The organism is Marinobacter sp. (genome assembly GCF_033722195.1).
Taxonomy (GTDB): Bacteria; Pseudomonadota; Gammaproteobacteria; order Pseudomonadales; family Oleiphilaceae; genus Marinobacter.
Genome location: NZ_JAWVZL010000065.1, coordinates 1 through 17,508 on the forward strand (window position 1 = coordinate 1; position 17,508 = coordinate 17,508).

At 63.3% G+C, this 17,508-nt stretch carries 16 protein-coding genes; 7 read left to right on the plus strand and 9 right to left on the minus strand.

Annotated features, from left to right (window positions below; all coding sequences use genetic code 11):
• Positions 1-442, plus strand: a 442-nt coding sequence (locus R3280_RS11665) for a LysR substrate-binding domain-containing protein (protein ID WP_318998779.1), incomplete at its 5' end; no start/stop codon positions are given.
• Positions 443-455: 13 nt separating this feature from the next.
• Here the strand turns inward: R3280_RS11665 and R3280_RS11670 are convergent.
• The gene (locus R3280_RS11670) at positions 456-815 is read right to left on the minus strand and encodes a hypothetical protein (RefSeq protein WP_318998780.1); all 360 of its coding nucleotides are present in this window, start codon (positions 813-815) and stop codon (positions 456-458) included.
• A gap of 29 nt (positions 816-844) precedes the next feature.
• Positions 845-1,615, minus strand: a complete 771-nt coding sequence (locus tag R3280_RS11675) for an EAL domain-containing protein (RefSeq protein WP_318998781.1) — start codon at positions 1,613-1,615, stop codon at positions 845-847.
• 186 nt (positions 1,616-1,801) lie between these two features.
• Between R3280_RS11675 and R3280_RS11680 the strand changes: the two genes are divergently transcribed.
• The gene (locus R3280_RS11680) at positions 1,802-2,953 is read left to right on the plus strand and encodes an isocitrate/isopropylmalate dehydrogenase family protein (RefSeq protein WP_318998782.1); all 1,152 of its coding nucleotides are present in this window, start codon (positions 1,802-1,804) and stop codon (positions 2,951-2,953) included.
• Between the two features lie 67 nt (positions 2,954-3,020).
• Here the strand turns inward: R3280_RS11680 and R3280_RS11685 are convergent, their stop codons facing one another.
• Complete coding sequence (locus R3280_RS11685) at positions 3,021-4,004, minus strand: D-2-hydroxyacid dehydrogenase (protein WP_318998783.1); 984 nt, start codon at positions 4,002-4,004, stop codon at positions 3,021-3,023.
• A gap of 204 nt (positions 4,005-4,208) precedes the next feature.
• On the opposite strand from R3280_RS11685, the gene R3280_RS11690 reads away from it, so the two are divergent.
• Positions 4,209-5,432: a pyridoxal phosphate-dependent aminotransferase gene (locus R3280_RS11690; protein WP_318998784.1), complete on the plus strand. Its 1,224-nt coding sequence runs from the start codon at positions 4,209-4,211 to the stop codon at positions 5,430-5,432.
• Positions 5,433-5,477: 45 nt separating this feature from the next.
• Positions 5,478-5,669 (plus strand): CPXCG motif-containing cysteine-rich protein, encoded by a 192-nt coding sequence (locus R3280_RS11695; protein WP_318998785.1) that lies wholly within the window; start codon positions 5,478-5,480, stop codon positions 5,667-5,669.
• Positions 5,670-5,677: 8 nt separating this feature from the next.
• Here R3280_RS11695 and R3280_RS11700 read toward each other — a convergent pair whose 3' ends face one another.
• Positions 5,678-6,280 carry an HAD family hydrolase gene (locus R3280_RS11700; protein WP_318998786.1) on the minus strand — a complete coding sequence of 201 codons (603 nt, stop codon included), beginning with the start codon at positions 6,278-6,280 and terminating at the stop codon, positions 5,678-5,680.
• A gap of 80 nt (positions 6,281-6,360) precedes the next feature.
• Between R3280_RS11700 and R3280_RS11705 the strand changes: the two genes are divergently transcribed.
• Entirely contained in the window at positions 6,361-6,915 is a 555-nt protein-coding gene (locus tag R3280_RS11705) for a DUF1439 domain-containing protein (RefSeq protein WP_318998787.1), read from the plus strand.
• Positions 6,916-6,965: 50 nt separating this feature from the next.
• Here R3280_RS11705 and R3280_RS11710 read toward each other — a convergent pair whose 3' ends face one another.
• Complete coding sequence (locus tag R3280_RS11710) at positions 6,966-8,057, minus strand: fatty acid desaturase family protein (protein WP_318998788.1); 1,092 nt, start codon at positions 8,055-8,057, stop codon at positions 6,966-6,968.
• Positions 8,058-8,372: 315 nt separating this feature from the next.
• Between R3280_RS11710 and R3280_RS11715 the strand changes: the two genes are divergently transcribed.
• Complete coding sequence (locus R3280_RS11715) at positions 8,373-8,945, plus strand: DUF1415 domain-containing protein (RefSeq protein ID WP_318998789.1); 573 nt, start codon at positions 8,373-8,375, stop codon at positions 8,943-8,945.
• A gap of 9 nt (positions 8,946-8,954) precedes the next feature.
• Here the strand turns inward: R3280_RS11715 and R3280_RS11720 are convergent, their stop codons facing one another.
• From R3280_RS11720 to R3280_RS11735, 4 genes are all read right to left on the minus strand, one after another.
• On the minus strand, positions 8,955-9,620 hold the full coding sequence (locus R3280_RS11720) for a response regulator transcription factor (protein ID WP_318998790.1): 666 nt from the start codon (positions 9,618-9,620) through the stop codon (positions 8,955-8,957).
• 42 nt (positions 9,621-9,662) lie between these two features.
• On the minus strand, positions 9,663-11,612 hold the full coding sequence (acs, locus tag R3280_RS11725; protein ID WP_318998791.1) for an acetate--CoA ligase: 1,950 nt from the start codon (positions 11,610-11,612) through the stop codon (positions 9,663-9,665).
• Positions 11,613-11,944: 332 nt separating this feature from the next.
• Complete coding sequence (locus R3280_RS11730) at positions 11,945-13,480, minus strand: fatty acyl-CoA reductase (protein ID WP_318998792.1); 1,536 nt, start codon at positions 13,478-13,480, stop codon at positions 11,945-11,947.
• Between the two features lie 436 nt (positions 13,481-13,916).
• Positions 13,917-15,230, minus strand: a complete 1,314-nt coding sequence (locus tag R3280_RS11735) for an AAA family ATPase (protein WP_413468773.1) — start codon at positions 15,228-15,230, stop codon at positions 13,917-13,919.
• A gap of 308 nt (positions 15,231-15,538) precedes the next feature.
• Here R3280_RS11735 and R3280_RS11740 point away from each other — a divergent pair.
• On the plus strand, positions 15,539-17,508 hold a 1,970-nt coding region (locus R3280_RS11740), incomplete at its 3' end, for an HDOD domain-containing protein (protein ID WP_318998794.1).

Genomic DNA, 17,508 nt, shown 5'->3' on the forward strand with positions numbered 1-17,508 from the left:
CGACCAGACCGCCCACGAACTGCTGCGCAAGGACCGCCTGGTGGTGATCGCCCGCAACGGCAACCCGCTGATCCGGGGCGGCCTGACCATGGCCGACTACCTGGCCGCCCGCCATGTACTGGTGTCCTCCCGCAGCGAGGGACCCGGTATCGAGGATTTCGAGCTGTCGCGGCTGGGGGTGCAGCGCAATATCCGCCTGCGCTGTCAGCACTATTACGCCGCCTGCCGGGTGGTGGAGAACACGGATCTGCTGCTGACCATGCCGGAAACCTACGCCCGGCTGATCGCCGAGCGCGCTGGCATCACCCTGCTGTCGCCTCCGGCGGAGCTGCCCGGTATCGACGTTCATCTATACTGGCACAAGCCCTACGAGAAGGAACCGGCGCTGATCTGGTTCCGCCGGCAGTTGCAGGCCGTCGCCGGCAGTGCGGATTCGTCATGACGGGAAAAGGCGGCTAGAAGGCCCCCACGGAATAGAGCAGCAAAAGGCCGGCACTGGTGGTGAGGACCAGGGCCACGGTCACGATAGCCAGGCCCCAGCCGATGGCGCCGGCGTCGGACACCGCCACATACCCCTGGGAGCGGAGGGTGCGGTAGAAGGCCCAGGGGCCGGCGACAAAAGCCCCGATGACGGCGAACACCAGCCCCACCGCAATGCCGGCAAAAGTCCAGGTGGCCAGCACCATGGCCCGGTCCGACAGATCACCGGAGGCGTCCTGGTAGGCCAGAAAGCGGCGGCACATCAGCCAGAGCAGGCAGAACAGCAACACCACCAGGAGGACGGCGCCCACCAGGGTCACGATGCGATAGACCACGAACGCTCCTTGATGACGGCCGGCGGCCGTCAGTGGATTTCGGGAAAGACCGGCGCCGGCAGGGTCTCGAAACCGGGTCGGGCGAACAGGTAGCCCTGATAGAGGGTGATACCCCGGGCCCGCAGCCATGCGAACTCGGCGACCGTCTCAACACCCTCGGCGACGATCCGGCCCCCAAGCTGCTCCATCATAGTGATGATGCCGTTGACCACCGCCTGCTTGTTGGGCTCCCTGTCGATATTACGGATCAGGGCCATATCCACTTTCAGGATGTTGGGCGGGCTGGCCATCATCACATTGAGCCGGGAGTAACCGGCACCGAAATCGTCGATGGCCACCTGGAAACCCATCTGCTTGTAGGCCTCGATGATGGAGACCAGATGCTCGGCCTCCGCCAGTTCCTCGCCTTCGGTCAGCTCGAAGATGAGCTTGTTGGTGTCGAACTCGTACGTTTTGGCCGCCGCCAGGGTGGTACGAATGCAGGTCTCGGCCTGGTAGACCGCATTGGGGAGAAAATTGATGCTCAGGTAAGTGTCCATGCCCAGACGGGCGGCCAGCTTGACCGCCTTGACCCGGCAGATCTGGTCGAAGGTGTACCGGTTTTTCGCGTTCACCCTGGACAGGACACTCCAGGCGCTCTCTCCTTCCGGCCCCCGCACCAGGGCCTCATGGGCGTACACGGACTGGTCCGTGATATCCACGATGGGCTGGAACGCAAAGGTAAACTTGAAGTCGAGGCCCTCACCGCAGGCACAATCGCCACATTTGCTTTCATCAAAAAGTTGTTCCGGAAATGACACAAAAACCTCGCTTCAGCGCGTTCGATATGACACCAAGGTCCGCATCCATGCAAAAACAACCTTACATATTCCACATACTATAGACAGCCTGCCGCAACCCGCAAACCAGGATTGTGACTATGTTGATTACGGTGACTACACTGTGGCAATCAACCACCCGCAAGCCCCGTTCATTGAGGAGAGCCCATGTCACAGCCCACTCGCATAGCCGTCACGCCGGGCGACGGTATTGGCCCTGAGGTGGTGGACGAGGCCGTCCGCTGCCTGGAAGCGCTGCGGGACCAGCTCGGGCTGGCGCTGGAATGGACCCGCTTCCCCTGGCCCTCGCACGCGTGGCACCAGCAACACGGCGAAACCATGCCCTTCGATGCCCTGGCCCAGCTGCGGGCCTACGACGCCATCCTCCTGGGCGCCCTGGGCGACCCCGGGCCGCTGGACGACCCCAACCGCTACCTGCTGCCGGACAGCGTCTCGCTGGCGCCCCTGCTGCAGATGCGCAAGGGTTTTGACCAATGGGTCTGCGAGCGCCCAGCCCGACTGTTGCCGGGCGCCCGCCAGTTCCTGGCGGACGCGCGCGCGCGGGACATCGACATGCTGGTGATCCGGGAGAACAGCGAGGGGGAGTACGTCGGCCAGGGCGGCCGCTTGCGCCAGGGTACGCCGGAGGAGGTGGCCACCCAGATGGAGGTGTTCACCCGCCGCGCCACCGACCGGATCATCCGTTACGGCTTCGACCAGGCCCGTGAACGGGCCCTGCAGAGAGCCAGCGCCGGCACCCCCCGCCAGTTCACCAACCTGGACGGCAGCACCTGCGAAAGCCAGGTCTGCCTGGTAACCAAGCGCAACGCCCTGCGCTACTGGGGCGATATGTACAGCGAGGCCTTCGCGGAGATCGCCGAGGAGTACCCGGATGTGGCCACCCACCACGAGCTGGTGGACGCCGCCTGTATGAAGTTTGTGCAGAGCCCCTGGCATTTCGATGTGGTGGTGGCCAGCAACCTGCAGGGAGACATACTGACGGATCTGGCGGCGGTGCTGTCCGGCGGCATGGGGGTGGCACCGTCGTGCAACCTCAACCCCACCGACCCGAACCTGCCGTCCATGTTCGAACCCACCCACGGCAGCGCCCCGGACATCGCTGGCAAAGGCCTCGCGGACCCCACCGCCATGCTGTTCACCACGGCCCGCATGCTGATCTGGCTGGGACGCCGCGACCCGGCCCTGCTGCGGGCCGGCAATCAGCTGTACGATGCCGTGGCGGCTGACCTGGCGGAGCATGGCGGCGAGCGCCGCCAGACCCGGGCCATCGGCGACTCGGTCCTCGGCCGGCTCGGCTGAGGACTGGCCCTGTGCGGGAAAAGCCTGCGCGGAGCCGGCGGACAGCGGGTTTTACAGTGCTGACGAGCTAGCTGGCGGCATAGCCCAGGGATTTGTTCACCTGGTTGAAGAGTTCGTCGCCGGCCAGCCAGCGGTCGAAGTTCTCCAGGAACTGATCGGTCAGCGCCCGCCGCCAGCCGATGAAGTCGCCGGCCATGTGGGCGGTCATGATGACGTTCTCCATATCCCACAGCGGATGGTCCCCGGGCAGCGGCTCCTCCTCGAACACGTCCAGACCGGCACCGGCAATGCTGCCGTCTTTGAGGGCCTGCACCAGGTCATCGGTCTTCACGATGGGACCCCGGCCAATGTTGATCAGCCGGGCGCTTTCCTTCATGGCGGCAAAGGCCTTCTGATCGAACAGCCCCTCGGTCTGCGGCGTCAGGGGTGCGGCAATCACCACGAAATCGGCGTTGCCCAACTGATCCATCAGCTGCTCGTTGCTGTGTACGGCGGCAAAGTCCGGGTCATCGCTGCGGGCCCGGCGGGCAATACCGTGGGGCACCATGCCGATGGCGCTGGCCAGCCGCGCGATCTGTCGCCCGATGGAACCGGCGCCCACCACCAGCACCTGCTGGCCCTCGGCGCGCTCGGTGTCTCGGTGCTTCCAGCGGTGGTTCATCTGCAGCCGCAGGGACGTGGGAAAATCCTTGTTGAACATCAGCATGGTGCAAAGCACGTACTCGGCAATGCTGCGGTCGAAGATGCCCCGCGCGTTGGTGACCTTGACCGGGCCCTCGATCAGCTCCGGAAACATCAGCGCATCCACGCCGGCGCTGGTGGCGTGAATCCACTCCAGTTGGTCCGCCTTTGACCAGGCCGCCTCCAGCGCCTCGGTCCGGAAATCCGTCACCATCATGACCCGGGTGCCCGGCAGGGTTTCCCGCAGGCTCTGCTCGTCGGAGGCAAACCGCACCCGGGCCCGGGCCCGCAGGGCATCCATGCCGGGCGGCTCGGGCTCGCCGGGGGCGGTCAGGACGGTCACGATGGGAGAGGATTCGGAACGGGTCATAACGGCCTCTTGTTCTGCAGGATGAATGTCGGGCGCAAAGCCATCCCTCAGTCTGGTTCCAGACCCGGCAGTGGTCAACTTGGCATGGGCATTAAGACCATTGGATACAAGGCGGACAAAAGAGGGTGCGCTGCCTTGTTAGCCCCGGTCTTAGGCACTAACCTGCAGTGGTGGTTCTATCGCTTTGCTTGGGAGGAGAGTTCGATGTCAGAGGCCGCAAACCCGAACGGACAGAGTGCGCCGAAGAAGATCAAGTACCGCAAGACCAAAGCGCGCTGGCATCCCGCCATGCAGGCTATCCCGGTGCCGGGCATCCGCCGCATGGTGAACCTGGCGGCCACCATGAAGGACGTCATTCACCTGTCCATCGGCCAGCCGGACCTGCCCACTCCCAAGCACATTATCGACGCCTACATCGATGCCCTCAATGCCGGCCAGACCGGCTACACCATGGACGCCGGGCTGCCGGAGCTGCTGGTGGCCCTGCGGGACTATTACAGCAAGCGCTACGATCGCAAGCTGACCCGGGACAACATCCTGATCACCAGTGGCGCCACCGAGGCCATGTACCTGGCGCTGTCCGCCACCTCGGCGCCGGGCCGGCAGTTCATCGTCACCGATCCCTCTTTCCTGCTGTACGCACCGCTGATCCGCATGAACGGCGGCGAGGTGAAGTTCGTGCCCACGCGGATCGAGAACAACCACCAGCTCGACCCGGACGAGGTCATCAAGGCCATGGGGCCGCGCACCTTTGCCATAGTGCTGAATTCGCCCAACAACCCCACCGGTGCGGTCTACCCCCGCAGCACGGTGGAGGCCATTGTCGAGGAGTGTGCCTACCGGGGTATCCAGGTCTTCAGTGACGAGGTCTATGACCACCTGATCCTGGACGACGAGGAATACGCCAGCGTGCTGCGGTGCAGTGTCGACCTGGACAACATCATGTGCATCAGCAGCTTCTCCAAGACCTTCAGTATGGCCGGTCTGCGAGTGGGCTGGGTCATTTCCAGCCAGGCCACCATCAAGTCGCTGCGCCGCTACCACATGTTCACCACCTCGGTGGCCAATACCCCCTCCCAGTTTGCCGGCGTGGCGGCGCTGACCGGCGACCAGCAGTGCGTGCGGGACATGGTGGGAATCTACCGGGAGCGGCGGGACCGCATCGTCGAGCTGATCAACCAGACACCTCATATGACCGGCTACACCCCCGGTGGCGCCTTTTTCGCGTTTCCGGACCTGCCCCGGCATGTGGACGGCTCCGACCTGGCGCTGCGGATGCTCAAGGAAACCGGGGTCTGCGTGGTGCCGGGTGACGCCTTCGGCGAGCACACCACCAACGCCCTCAGGTTCAGTTTCTCGGCCTCAGTGGAAACCATCGAGGAAGCGTTTGACCGAATCATCCCTTGGATGGCGAAGCAGAAGTTCTGAGTCAGTGGTTCGACGTTCCGGGGCCTTGCCTGAAAGGAGGTGAGCATGCCGGCCATGGACACAGCGAGTATCCAGTGCCCCTACTGCTGGGAGCCGCTGGAGCTGGCCATCGACCCTGCCGTGGACGATCAGGAATACGTCGAGGACTGCTACGTCTGTTGCCAGCCCATCCTGATTCACGCGATCTTCGACGAGGACCGCCAGCTACGTGTCAGCGCCACCGCGGAAAATGAATAGGCCGGCCCTCAGCCGGCCAGGACGGCAAGCTGCTTGAAGTGGTCGATCACGTAGCTGGCATCGGCCACGAAGGCGCGATTGCGCGGGTTCCGGTACAGGCAGCCGGCCATGCCCGCCCGCTTGGCGGCCGTCAGGTCGTCAATAAAATCCCCCACGTACATCATCCGCACCGGCGCCAGGCCGAAATGCCGGGCAATGCGCAGCAGGCCCTCCGGGTTCGGCTTGGGGGCGCAGTCGTCCCGGGTCAGCACCCGGCTGATGGGAATATCCAGCGCCTCACAGGTGCGGCGGGTGGCGGCCCGGCTGTTGCGGGTCAGAATGGCGGTGGGCAGACCGGCCTCGTTGAGGGCTTCCAGCAGGCTGCGGGCGCCCGGCATCCAGCTGGCACGGGCGGCACCCCGCATCTCGTGTTCGTTGATGACGGCATGGGCCCGGGCCACCGCCGCACTGTCGCTGAGGGTTTCGATATGCTCCAGCAGCCCGACCCCCTCGGGGAAGCCCAGTTCGCGGCGGATGGCGCTGAAGTCCAGGGCCGAGTCCACCAGGGTGCCGTCCAGATCAAAAGCAATACCACGGATCCGGCTCCGGTCCTGCTCATTGGGGGTTCGCATACGATCTCCTGTCATAACTTCGCGCTTGCCCTGGCTCGGGCCATGACGCAGGATACAGCGAGGTTCCAAGGAGGTCTTCCATGTCACACTTACGCCATCTCACCCTGGTCGCCGTTCTGGCCCTGTCAGGCTGCGCCAGCCTTTCGCCCTACTCAATCAGTGAAAGTACGTTGGAGAGTCGCCTGCAGACCGTGATCGCCGATTTTGACCGCCAGCAGCTCAGGGCCGGATCACCGCTGAGTGTGGCACTGGACGATGCCGACGTCACCCTGGGGCCGGACGGCCGGGACGTGGCGGTACTGGATCTGGCGGGCCAGGTCTCGGTCAACGTGCTCATGACCCGACTGCCGGTGGACATCGTGCTGAAGGTGGAAGGAGCCCCGGTCTACGACAGCGAGGAGAAGGCCATCTACCTGCGACGCCTGCAGTTGCTGGACAGCCGCATCGAATCCCCGATGTTCAGGGGCGACCTGAAGCCTGTGACTGACAACGTCATGCGGGTATTGGCCACGATGCTGGAGAATACCCCGGTTTACCGACTGGACGAAAACGATCTGGGCCAGCGCCTGTTCGGCATGGTGCCGATGGATATCCGGGTGGCCCCCGGTCGGCTGGAGTTCGTGCCGGCCGAGTAGAACAACCTGAGGGTCAGATGAAAGCCTTCATCTGACCCCGATTTCCGCTTTCACCCGTGTCGGGCGGCGGTGCTCATGGCCCGCTGCAGCGGCAACAGGTCGAAACGGCGCTCCGGGTCGTTGGGATCCACCAGCTCGGTGGGCGTGCCATAGACCCGCGGGGTGCTGTACAGCAGCCTGAGCGCCTGCCAGTGGCTGGGCGCCACATACCGCTCCGGGTAATGTTCCTCCAGCCAAGCCCTCACCCTGGGCGCCTTGTTGGACGCCATCTTGGGAAAGAAATGATGCTCCACATGGTGACTGAAGCGATAGTGCAGCCGGTCCAGCAGCGGCAAGGTCCGCACGCTCATGGAATTGTCCAGGGGGTTGTTGGTGGCGGTTTGCGGGCGCAGGAAATGGTTGGTGAGGATATACCCCTGACCCAGGGCATTGGCCACCATGAACGGGATCACCACCGTGAAAATGGCCAGCGGACCCGACAGCACCGCCAGGCCGGCCCAGGCAGCGACACACAGCAGCGACTGCCCGATCGCCTTGCGTCGGTTGAAGCCACGGAACTGCTTGCGCCGGCGCGCCTGCAGCCAGAGTACAAGCTGGGCGTGAAAGGTGAATGAGTAGGTCAGGAACAGGTAACTGAACCAGGTGCCCGAACCCGGCGCCAGACGGGTGAACTTCTTCTGCTTGGGGTCGGCACGGTAGCGGCGCATGGTACCAAAGCTGTCCGGATCGGCATCCCCCATGTTGGTGTGGCCATGGTGAATCACGTTGTGCCATTTGCGCCAGAACTCCGGCGGCACGATCAGCGGCCCGAACCCCAGCCAGCCAAACAGGTTCTGCCAGCGTTTGCTCATACCCAGGGCGCCATGGAGTACCTCGTGAGCCAACAGGGCCTGGGAGCCGATGGTGTGACCCACCACCAGCGCCAGCAGCAGGTTCCAGTACCAGGCCAGCCCCGCGGTCAGTATGGTGGCCAGACCACCCCAGATAACCAGCTGCAGGGGCAGAAACCATATCACCCGCCAGCTTTGCGCCTTGAAGGTATCCGCCGGCAACTCCCGGCGCATGCGGTCCCTGATCTCACGTTCGTCCGGCTGACCAAAACCGGGCTGGCCGAGGGCATCGGCATTGACGGCGGCATTCATCGTTCACCCTCCAAATTTCAGCGTACATATGTGCGCTGAATTTAAACAATGACTGATGAAAGAACAATGATCATTCCATAAAATTTTTGTGACCGCGCCTGAAGAATCGATTATCTCATTGTTAAATATCGATTTATCAAGACAAAAGATAAGGGTGTTCAGATTTACGAAAGCAAGCTTCCTCTGCCAAAGGGGCGTGGTTTACGGTACATCTGTATCAAATTTTCATTAACCCGCATGGGTAGCGGCCTGCGGCGAGACGGCGGCCCCGCAAGCGTCTAACATAGGCCACTCATTTTCACCGGGCCAACGACCTTGCAAGACAACAGCCACATCGAAGCCACCCGCCACTGGCTGGAGACAGCCGTGATCGGCCTCAACCTCTGCCCTTTCGCCCGCGCGCCCTACCAGGCCGGGCGGGTCCACTTCGAGGTGTCGGCGGCCACCAGCCCGGACGAACTGCTGGAAGACCTGATGATCCAGCTGCAGGCGCTGGTGGCCCTGCCGGAACAGACCCGGGAGACCACGCTGCTGATTCACCCGGGAACCCTGCTGGATTTCGGCGACTTCAATGACTTTCTGGCGGTGGCGGACGAGGTACTGGCGGCGCTGGAGCTTGAGGGCGTTGTGCAGATCGCCAGTTTCCACCCCCAATACCGGTTTGCCGGTACCGAGCCAGAGGATGTGGAGAACTGCAGCAACCGTTCGCCCTACCCCATCCTGCACCTGCTGCGGGAGAACAGCGTGGCCTGGGCGGTGGAGCGCATGACGGATCCGGACGAGATTTACCGCAACAATATCCGAAGGCTCAGGGGCCTGGGCAGGGCGGGATGGCAGGCGCTCTGGTCAGACCGCCAGGCCAGCGCTGAACCGGGAGCAAAGGACTGACCGGGCCGGTCAGGTACCGGAGAGCGAGGTGTCAGCCGGGTCGATTTCCATCTGCTGGATGGCAATGACCGCCTGGGTACGGTTACGCACCCCGAGCTTGCGGAACACCGCGGTGATGTGGGCCTTGATGGTGGCCTCGGAGACATCCAGGTCGTAGGCGATCTGCTTGTTGAGAAGGCCTTCCGCCAGCATGCCCAGCACCCGGAACTGCTGCGGCGTCAGGGACGCCAGCTTGTCGGAGAAGTCGGTGGTATCGCCCTGCAGGCGTTCGATCTTTTCCGCCACGCCTTCCGGCAGCCAGACATCACCACCCAGGACATCCCGAATGGCCTGGGTGATGGTGGGCAACGGCGCCGACTTGGGGATGAACCCCGAGGCCCCGTAATCGATCGAGCGGCGCATGACCTGCAGTTCTTCCGACCCGGAAACCACCACCACCGGCAGCCCCGGGTACTGCCCGCGCATGAACACGAGCCCGGAGAACCCGTGCGCACCCGGCATGTTGAGATCCAGCAGCACCAGATCCGCATCCGGATGGGATTCCACCGCCGCCTGCAACGCCTTGATGCTCTCGACCTCCACGGTCTTGGCATCCGGCACTGCCTGATTCACCGCCTGCTTCAGTGCAGCACGAAACAGGGGGTGATCATCGGCGATGATTATCTGTTGGGCCATCCGGTCGTTTCCTTGCAAGTCATTTTCACGCCATTGTAATGCTTACTTGGGCTTGGCGCGATGCTTGATCAGCTCGTCCACCACACCCGGGTCCGCCAGGGTGGAGGTATCGCCAAGCTGGTCGTGCTCGTTGGCCGCGATCTTGCGCAGGATCCGCCGCATGATCTTGCCGGAACGGGTCTTGGGCAGACCGGGAGCCCACTGGATCACGTCCGGTGAGGCAATGGGGCCGATTTCCTTGCGCACCCACTGGATCAGTTCCTTCTTGAGCTCCTCGCTGGGCTCCTCACCGTGCACCAGGGTGACGTAGACGTAGATACCCTGGCCCTTGATGTCGTGGGGGTAGCCCACCACGGCGGCCTCGGCGACCTTGCTGTGTGCCACCAGGGCGCTCTCCACCTCGGCGGTACCCAGGCGATGGCCGGACACGTTGAGGACATCGTCCACCCGGCCGGTTATCCAGTAGTAGCCGTCTTCGTCACGGCGCACACCGTCGCCGGTGAAGTACATGCCCTTGTAGGTGCTGAAGTAGGTCTGCTTGAAGCGTTCGTGGTCACCGTAGATGGTGCGCATCTGGCCCGGCCAGCTGTCCAGCATCACCAGGTTGCCCTCGGTGGCCCCCTCCAGGATATTGCCGTCGTTGTCCACCACGGCCGGCTGCACACCAAAGAAGGGCACGGTGGCCGAACCCGGTTTGAGATCGGTGGCGCCGGGCAGCGGGGAAATCAGGATGCCGCCGGTCTCGGTCTGCCACCAGGTATCGACGATGGGGCACTTCTCGTTGCCGATCACCCGGTAATACCATTCCCAGGCTTCCGGGTTGATGGGCTCGCCCACGGACCCCAGCAGGTGCAGGCTGTCACGCTTGGTGCCCGCCATGCAGGACTCGCCTTCGGCCATCAGGGCGCGAATGGCGGTGGGGGCCGTGTAGAGCACGTTGACCTTGTGCTTGTCCACCACCTGACCCATGCGGGAGGTGTCCGGATAGTTGGGTACGCCTTCGAACAGTACGGTGATGGCGCCATTGGCCAGCGGTCCGTACAGGATATAGCTGTGGCCGGTGACCCAGCCAAAGTCGGCGGTACACCAGTAGACGTCGCCGTCCTGGTAGTCGAACACGTACTGGTGGGTCATGGAGGCGTACACCATGTAGCCGCCCGTGGTGTGCAGAACCCCCTTGGGGGCACCGGTGGAACCGGAGGTATAGAGCATGAACAGCGGGTCTTCCGCGTTCATCGGCTCCGGCGGACACTCCTCCAGGGCATCCCGCATCAGATCGTCATAGCGTACATCGCGCTTGTCGTCCCAAGGCACGTCGGCACCGGTGCGGCTGACCACCACCACCTTTTCCACATTGGGCACCTTGCCGCTGGACAGGGCCATGTCGACGTTCTTCTTGAGGGGAATCTTGCGGCCACCGCGCACACCTTCATCGGCGGTCACCACGTAGCGGGACTTGCCGTTCTCGATGCGGGCACCGAGGGCCTCCGGCGAGAAGCCGCCGAACACCACCGAATGGATGGCGCCGATACGGGCGCAGGCCAGCATGGCCACGGCGGTTTCCACGATCATGGGCATGTAGATGGTGACCACATCGCCCTTCTTCACGCCCAGTGACTTGAGCACGTTGGCAAACTTGCTGGTCTCGGCGTGCAGTTCCCGGTAGGTGACATTGCGGGATACGGAGGGATCGTCGCCCTCGAAAATGATGGCGGTCTGGTCGCCGCGCTTCTCCAGGTGACGGTCGAGACAGTTGGCGGCAGCGTTCAGAGTGCCGTCCTCGAACCACTTGATGGAGAGATTGTCGTAATCGAAGGTGGTGTTCTTCACCTTGGAGAAAGGCTTGATCCAGTCCAGGCGCTTGCCGTGCTCACCCCAGAAGGTTTCCGGGTCGTCCACGGACTGACGGTACATCTCCTGGTACTGCTGCTGGTTGATCAATGCTCGCTTGGAAAATTCCGGCTTGACCGGATAAACCTGCTTGTGAGTCATTGTGCTCCCCCTAATTTTGAGTTGTTAGTTGTTAGAATCCTGTCGGATATCGGGGCCTAGGCCCTCTCCAGAAAAATATCCCTATAGTTCAACACGCCCGGCACAAACCGATGAATTAGACTAACGTCCTAATTAAACACACAATTCGGAGCATGCAGCTGGCCGCGCGTCACGCGGCCCCACTCTCAAGCATAGACCTCCGGACCGGTTCCGGAAATCCGGAAAACAGACGGTGAAAAGACCGTCAGGTGAGCGATCGCGTCCGGGGTAGAGAGGGCAACGACAGGGGGAAAAGCGGACCCGGCGGCAGGACGCTGCCGGGTCCGGTCCGGTCAGGCGGCCTGGCGCACTTTCTGGGTTTTGAGGCGGTAGAGCTTGCGCTCACTCAGGGCGTAGCGGTTGAGACCGGCCAGGTGAATTTTCCTGAGGTAGGTGGCCCAGTCGATCTGGCGCGGGTCCACCGGGAACAGTGCCTGGTCCACCGGACCTGAACGTTGCGCCAGGGACATCAGCTGCTCATTGTGGAAAACGTAATCCGGCGCCGTATAGAAGCCGAATATGGTGGCCAGCGAGCGAGTGGTGTCGATGTTGCGCAGCAGCCGCAGCTCGCGGGTCTGGCCAGCCAGTTTCAGCGCCCGGTCCAGCATCGACAGTGGCAGGCGTGCGCCGCCAATAACCGCATCGAACAGGCCCCGGCCCACGGCGATGAACGGCTTGGTGGGCTGGCGGTAGAACAGGTGCTCATAGTCGGCGTAGTTGTTCCGCGCCTCCTCCATCAGGTAGTCGATAAACTCCCCCAGACGGATGGGATTGGCAGAGCCGCTGCAGCACTGGTAAATGTGGTGGCGCCCGGGTTCCGCCAGGGCTTCGGCCAGCGCCAGGATGATGCCGTTGGCCACCAGATCCACCGGAATGACGTCGATGATGCCGCTGCGCTTGCCGGGGAAGAGTGTGACCTTGCCGCGGGCATAGGCGAGGATGATGGCGTCCGCCACCTTGACCCCTTCGATCCAGCCCGGCGCGGGTTCCTCCAGAGCGGACTCGATGATGGACGGCCGCAGGATGGTCAGCGACTGCCCCTGCAGGGATTTCATCAGCAGCTGTTCGCCCATCCACTTGGTGAAGGTGTAGGTGTCGCTCCAGCCGTAGTGATTGGCCTCGCGGATTCCCAGCTCCACCAGCTTTTTCTCCAGGGTCTTGCCGGCATAGCGGGACCGCACATCGGCGATCTTGTCCTGCAGCAGGCGCAGCAGGTCGTCGATCTCGTAGTAGCCGTCCTGGCTGCGGGGAATCTCGGCACCGGCGGGACGGATCACCTGCTCATGGACCTGGCCGGCGTTCTTGCCGTTGACGTAGCAGGTGGATACCTGGATGACCGGCAGACCGCCGCCGGCGCTGGCGAAGGCGGCGATGTTGTTGAGGCACAGGGTATTGATGGCCAGGGCCTTGTCCAGCTCTTCCCGGAAGTTCACGCTGGCGGCGGAGTTGATCACCGCGTCCACGTCCCGGGTGAGCGCCTCATAGCGCTCCCGGGGCATGCCGAACATGGGCTCGGTCACTTCACCGGTGACGCAATGCAGACGATGCTCGAGGAAGTCATCGAAAGCGTCGCCATCCTCCAGCTTCATACGCTCGAACACGGAGGAGCCGGCGATCTCGTTCATGAAGCGCTCGCGGGCATTCGGGTGGCGGGCGTTACCGCGGATCAGCAGGTGCACGCCGCCGATGTCGGGCACGGCGCGCATCAGTTTCTCCAGCACCACCTTGCCGAGAAAACCGCTGGTGCCGGTGATCAGCACTTGCTTGCCACGCAACTGGCTGAGGACGCGTGACGTTGGCTCCGCCGAGCCCTGGTACTGTGTTGCCATGTTCTGGAACTCCTTCTCTGATAGTTACCATCCAATCCCTGAATGCCGGCGACTCGCCCACAGGCGGGATATCCCCGTGGTCCACCGGGCCCGGCCTTCCCTGGGCATGCCCTGCGCACAGAAACCTCCACGCAGTCACCCCACACTGCCTGGCGTCGTTACGGTCGCTACCGCTGTTACTACCATTGAGCAAATGCAACTAACAGGCCAGGATTCCACCTGACCGAAACCAGGTCACGAACCGGGGGCCAAAAGCCATGGCCCGCGGCGTTGGAGACACGCCCGGTAATGGTGGCACAAGGCCAATGACAGAGGGGTGACATACAGCAAGAAAAAGACACAAACCTGCAAAACCCGGTCACAAGGATAACCCACGACTGGCCCCTTCTGACACGCCAGCCCAGGCGACACGTCCAGCCAGCGGCGCGCCGGCGGGTTATCCCGACCTGTCCGCCAGGGCCTTGAGGAAGCGGTCCAGGGACACATCCACCGGCTGCTCCCGCATGGCCTTGAGCAGCCGTTCCTGGTCGCCGAAGATGATCTGGTCGTAGCGGGGCTCGGGCTCGGCGGGCGCCGGTTCCGGCCCGGTGGCGGGCGGCGCGATCTCGTCCGCCAGGTGGCGCAGATGACTGGCCATGTGTTGACGCTGGCGGGCATCAAGCGCCTGCCAGTTCAGGGCTGCCAGGCCGGTCTGGATAATCTCGATGGCGTCTTCATCCATGGTGCACCCCAACAGGGCAAAGCAGGCGGTAAATGCCTCGTAACGCAGCATGGGGGCAGCATTCTCCTCCGCCAGCAGTTGCCCGAGCCGGTCCACCAGTTGCCGAGCCCGTTGGGCCGGCGGCAACCGGGCCTCATCCTGCTCGAGCGGGGGTTCGTGTTTTGCGGCTGCCGGCATCGCCGCCGGGATCTCCCGGCTGCGGGCCTTGCGGGCCACCTGGTGCCAGTAGGCGGCAATGCCGGCCTTGCGGGCGGGCAACTGCTCCAGCCGGACCTTGACCATATCCGCCAGTACCCGGAACTGGCGGCACGAGGGATCGGATTCCGGCATCAGTGCCACCGGCCGCTGGTTCAGTACCGCCTGGCGCAGGGTCTCGTCACGCCAGATCGCGCCCAGATAATGGGGCTGGATGTTGAGATGGCGATGCACCGCGGTGGCAAAGCGCTGGAAAACCGACCGGGCCTGGCTGGCGCCCTGGGCCATGTTCACCAATACGCTAGGAATGCGGCGATAGCCGCGCCGCTGCAGCACCTTGATCAGCGAAAAGGCATCGGTCAGTGAGGTGGGTTCCGGCGTCACCACCACGCAGGCCATGGCGGCGGCGGCAATCATGTGCAGCACTACCGGCTGCAGGCCGGCGGCGGTATCGATCAGGATGTAGTCGTAGCCCCGCTCCAGCTCGCCCAGGGCCCGCAACAGCTCGAAGCTGTCACCGGCCGCCATGTCCATGCACTGCTGCACGCCGGAAGCGCCGGGAATGATATCCAGGCCGAAAGGAGCCACCATGAGGGTATCGGCAAGGCCGCAGCGCTGTTCGATAAAGTCCGCCAGGGTGCGCTTAGGGTACTGTCCCAGCATGACGCTGATGTTGGCCAGGTCAGTGTCGCCATCCAGCAACAGCACCTTCTGACCCTCCCGGGCCAGGGTCAGGGCAAGATTCAGGGCCACCGAGGTTTTTCCAACACCGCCCTTGCCCCCGGTGATGGCAATAACACGTGGCTGATGCACAACAGGTTTCGAATCCTTCATGAACCCATCTTGCCTGATCAATTCGGTAACGGCGCCGGCCCGCGATAACGGCCAAACAGACTCCCTGGAACCGTGCTAGTGTAGCCTGATTCCCGGACGACTGTATAACCACAAAAACGACAGGTCTGACTGCTCTGCCAGGTCGTTCTGCAGGGCAAATTGCCAAATAATGCTAAATAATGCACAACCGACCTATAGTTTGCTTAAAATTCCGTCAATAAATATTTAATAACTCGCATTTATTGACTAAGCTCAGAGCCGTATCCGTATTCATGAAAGACGTGTCATATAAAATGACCGGTAATCCGATGCAGATTTCGCCAGACACCCAGCTCCCCAGTCTGCCGGAGGTGACCCTTCGTGCCCTGGAGGCCTGTCAGCAGGAAGACAGCTACCGGACCATAAGCGATATCATTGCCACTGATACCGCCCTGGTTGCCCGGGTGCTTGCGCTTGCCAATTCGTCCCTGTACGGGCGCCCCGGCGAAGTCCGTTCATTGGAGCAGGCGCTGTTGCGACTTGGCACCGACCGTATACGGACCCTGATCCTCACCGCCGCCCTGCGCCAGCTGCTGTTCGACCTCGGCGCCGACCAGTGGCAGCAGCTCCGTGACTTCTGGCGCCACTCCCTGACCACCGCCCTCACCGCCAAGGCCCTCGCCACCCTGACCCGCTATCCCTCCGCCGACGAAGCCTTCATGCTGGGCATGGTCCACAACATCGGCGAGCTGATCGCCCTCAAGCTGGAACCCGGCGAACGCCAACAGGAGGCCCTCAACCAGCAGGCGGATATCGGAGCCCGGTTTGCGCTGGCCTGGGGCCTGGGGCCCATGGCGGCCGATGCCATCCGTTTCCAGCAGGCGCCGCCGGTGGGCATCCGTGACGCCGCCCACCTGGTGAAGCTGATCAACCTGTCCACCCGGCTGGCCCAGGCTGACGCCGCCGGCGTAGCGGCGGCCGGTACCGTGTTCGGCATCAGTGAGGATCTGACCCGGGAAATCTGCCTGCGGATCAACCACGAGGTGGCCAGCCTGGCGCAGTCCCTGGGCGTCACTCTGGATGCCCACTACAGCGGCGACCAGGCCAGCCAGACCCTGCGCCGGGTGGTGGTGTGTCACGCCATGACCGACCAGTCCCTGGCCTTTACCGGTCATCACAACACCGTGGCGGAAATGCTGGCCAGTACCGTCAGCAACCTGACCTTGCTCACCAGCTGCCCGGCACTGTTCTTTGCGGCCGGCCAGGATCATCTCAAACTGCTGGCCACCAGCCAGGGCGAATGCCCGGCCATGAGCGTCACCGTGGCGCCGGCGCTCAGCGTGCTGACCCGGAGTCACCGAGACCGTCTGCTGCTGCAGGCCGAGCCGGACAAGCTGTCGGTACTGGACCAGCAATTGCTGGGCCTGCTCCATAGCAGCACCCTGATGGCGGTGCCGGTGGTGACCGGCGACCACTGCCACGGCGTCTTCATAGTGGGGCTGGAGCCTGCGGACCAGCGCTCGGTGACCGAGCTTGCGCAGCTCTTTGCCCGACGGCTGGCGCAACTGGTGGGACAGCGCCAGGCTAGCCGGGCCGAGGCCGGCGCCGAACTGGGTGAAGCCATCATCCTTGACAACATCCGCCGCCAGATCCATGAAATAAGCAACCCGCTGACCATCATCCGGCAGTACATCTATCAGCTTCGGGGCAGGCTCGAGAGCGACGAGGTGCGGGAGGAGCTGGACATTATCCGCGACGAGCTGGAGCGCGCCGGCAACCTGCTGGTGCAGATGGGCGAGGCCCATCCTGGCGAGCGTGAGGGCGAAGACGGCGCCGTGCTGAACGATGAGCTGCGGGCTCTGAATGAGCTTTTCGAGGACAGCCTGTTCCGCGATCACAAGGTCACCTGCAAGCTGACCCTGAGCAGCCGATCGACACGCCTGGCCTGCGCCCGGGCTAAAGTCCGCCAGGTCATCATCAATTTGACCCGAAACGCTGTTGAAAGTTTGAGCAATGGCGGGCAGATTAACCTGACCACGACGGCGCCGGTCTGGCAGAACGGCCGGCAGTGGGTGGAACTGCTGATCGAGGACAACGGGCCGGGCCTGCCCGAAGCGGTGCAAAAACGGCTATTCCTGCCGGTGCCTTCGGACAAGGGCGCCGGCCACAGTGGACTCGGACTGAGTATCGTAAAACAGCTCATTGATGACATGGAGGGCATCATCGGCTGCCACACGGGAGAGCGGGGAACCCGGTTCCGCATCCTGCTGCCGGCGGCAAGGGACCAGGACGACATACG